Annotated in this window: 3 protein-coding genes; all 3 read right to left on the minus strand. The window is 33.2% G+C overall.

The features are described from left to right. Positions 1-2: 2 nt before the first annotated feature. Positions 3-1,475, minus strand: coding sequence for a hypothetical protein (locus B4H39_RS07070; protein ID WP_286927552.1), 1,473 nt, complete (start codon positions 1,473-1,475; stop codon positions 3-5). A gap of 18 nt (positions 1,476-1,493) precedes the next feature. Then, a complete protein-coding gene (locus B4H39_RS07075) occupies positions 1,494-2,411 on the minus strand; it encodes a hypothetical protein (RefSeq protein WP_286927553.1) in 918 nt (305 codons plus the stop codon). A gap of 59 nt (positions 2,412-2,470) precedes the next feature. Then, positions 2,471-3,104, minus strand: a 634-nt coding sequence (locus B4H39_RS07080) for a hypothetical protein (protein WP_286927554.1), incomplete at its 5' end; no start/stop codon positions are given.

Raw genomic sequence — 3,104 nt, forward strand, 5'->3', positions numbered from 1 at the left:
GTCTAATTATTTGACATTAGTCCATAAGCTTTCCCATCTGTACTTTCAATTTCATCTAAAAGTACGTGACTAGTTTTTTCATCCGCAAGTCTTACGACTCTAAAAATTTGGTGATGTGTGTGTTTTGAAGGGTCAGTCCATTTATGACTAAGAAAATCGCCTACCTTATAGGGAAAATCACTTAAATTATACTCCACATAGCCTTCACTCTCTTTTTTTGTTTGATTGGAATGTTGTTTGTTCTCTTCTTTCAAAGCTGTAAGTTTATCGTACTCACGTTTGATAAATTTCAGTAATTCGGTCTTTTGTGCTTCCGTTAGTTTGTCAACAGTTGAAGTTTTAAAGACTAGAGCTCCTGTTCTTTTTTCCATTTCAAGCCACTTATAGAGTCGTTCAGTTTCCATATTCACACGGTAAACGATGATTTTATCCTGGTGAGTAGAAGCATCAACGCTTATATCTCCGAATGGTTCGGGCATCACTTCCATAAATAAATCAGAATCCCTGGCAATAAAGTCATAAATGCCATCAGACATTGCACTTTCAAACGCTTTTAAGTCTTGTTTTTCAGATAATTGTCTATCTGATACAGAGACTTCTCCTTCAAGCTCTTGTTCCCTAGAATTCGAAGAAAAAACTTCCTCTAGAGAAGAAATTTCTTGCTCTAGAGTATCAAGTTGTTCAAAAGATAGGTTGCTACCAAGTGCATCAATCTTTTCATTCAAACTTCTTTGTTCTTTAATGAGACGATCTGTTCGTTTCTCAACCTCTTTATATAAATTGTGAACTTGTAGAGAGAGCTCTTTAGAATAATTATTTCCGAGTGCGAAAATACGTAATAGGTTATCATCAGAATCGAGTTTATCAATTGATCTACCAATATTGTCTAGGAAAGACTCATAGCGATTACTTTCATCTAAAAAAGCTCCAAACTCTTCACAAATATTATATTTTGCAAGAATCAGAGCTAATTCTTGTTGTTTTTGAGAATAGTGTTTAAGGGCTTCTTTTGGAACTTTTTCTTCAATATATTGCTTAATATAATCCGAGATACTATCAAAGTATTGGCCATGATTTTCTTCACCAATAAAGTAGTCATTTCCTGTAAGTTCCGCAAGAGAGTTGGTTAATACACGGTCAGAAAGGACAGTATCATGAATTTTAGGTAAGCTATGGAGTGTGGTTTGTGCGATGTCAAAGAGTTGTTCAGAAAGTCGGCCTTGTTTGTCATAAAGTTTAACGGCAACTTTTTGGCCAAATTGAACACTCGATTCTTTGCTGTAATTCTTCCAAAATTCAAAAGTACCCAGATAACGAGCATCGGGGTACTGTATAAAGATTGAGATAATGTCTTGAATAGGTCGTTTATGATGATAACGATTGAAATTCAAAAATTCAAGTTTTTCTTCACGTGTTAAAGTTTGAAATGTAGAAATAAAATCGTGTTGTATTTGTATAAGTTCATTTCTATTCAATTTATAATTCCTCCGCTGTTATTTTGTAAGCCATGTTTTAAGAATGAAAAATAAAAGGATGACACTAATATTTAAAATGAAAGTATATCTGGTCTTTTGTTTTAGCGACATTGTGTTTTGTTTTTCAAAATAATCTCCTTTTGCTCGTTTCAGACTTTTTTCTTTTAAAGTGAGAATTGCAGCATTAAAGAATTGAATAATTTTGTGAAGTTTGAAGAGGTGATGGGTATAGTATGAATTAAGAAGTTTTTCCTCAGAATTTGAAAGTCGAATAAAGTGACGTCGAACTGGAGTAAACACCCCTTTTAAATGCAGTTCAATATTCCCTTTTGTAATTTGATTGGGCAAATCATATTGTTTTTGGAGTGTCAACACAGAAATTTTTTCTTTTCCAAGTGAAGTTAAAGCAAGTGTAGGTTGATCAGAGTTGAAAGCGTGTGATTTATTAAAGACAACATCAGATATGCTATCTTCAGTTTCTAAGATAAAGTAATCCAGAAGGAAGAAGGTTAGTCCTGCATTCAGTATATTTAGAGCCAACTCGTCAAATTTCTTTCCAGATAAAGAAAGTGTTAACTCGGAAAGCCCATGAAACCCTCCAAGAAAGAGTAATAATACTAGCTTTTTTCGATGACGGATGACAAAGTTGAGAAAATAATTTAAAAAATTTTCTCTAAAAAAATTATCAATGGCTATTTTAAATGTCACAATCAAAATAAGATAGATTAGACTGAAGGGGATCAGTACTGCTTCAATACTTTTGATTCCATCTATAAATTGTGACGATGATTTAAGTAGTGGTAAAAGCAGGGAAAGAAGAGTGGCAGGGATAAAAACTCTATAGTAGGATTGATAAAGCTCACGATAGAGGATTAATAGGTTGAGCCAAAAGGCATTAAATTTAAATGATTTTGAGGTTGTGTTTGTATTTTCCATAATGTCTCCTTATTAATTGTTGATATTTATGTTGTGATGAAATGTGATGTGATTAAATACTATGGTTCCAAATCCCAATCATCATCTAGGTCAAAGTCGTCATCAAAATCATTATTTTTCGATGTCATATTTTCAAAGCCTCGTCCTTGAATCAACTTTTCAGATGTACCATGATTCTTGTTGTCGTAACTTAAAACATTTTCAGGGGCTTCAGATTTTTTTAAATTTGGAAGGTACTCTGTAAAATACTCTTCCTTTATGTTACAAATATCACCATCTACTGTGTATTTTGCATAAATCTCGTCCGCCATGTATTGTTCTTTTTCTTCCTCATCTAATGCTTGCATAGTGTGGGTTTTGAACTCAGCTAGCGTAGTTGATTCTGAAAATATTTTATTCAGCTTGTCATTTTCTACATTTCTCAATATCATGATACGCTCATGATTTGCTTCAAGAAAACCAGAATCTCCTATCAAATCTGGATAAGCTGCATAAATTGCTTCTCTATAATTTTTAAATTGAACCATCTGAATATCTTGTTGGTAGTCAAGCTCTGCTTGAGACAGCTCACGAATGTTATTTTCAAAGGCATTATCATAGATGTTAACTGCTTCTTCGGCAGCTTTCATCATCTCCTTTTCACCTTTTGTACCTTTTGATTCTGAATAAGTTGGAGCTATACTATAAAAGTAG

Origin of the sequence: Lactococcus sp. UBA7128, from assembly GCF_002492185.1 — a bacterium.
Lineage (GTDB): Bacteria > Bacillota > Bacilli > Lactobacillales > Streptococcaceae > Lactococcus > Lactococcus muris.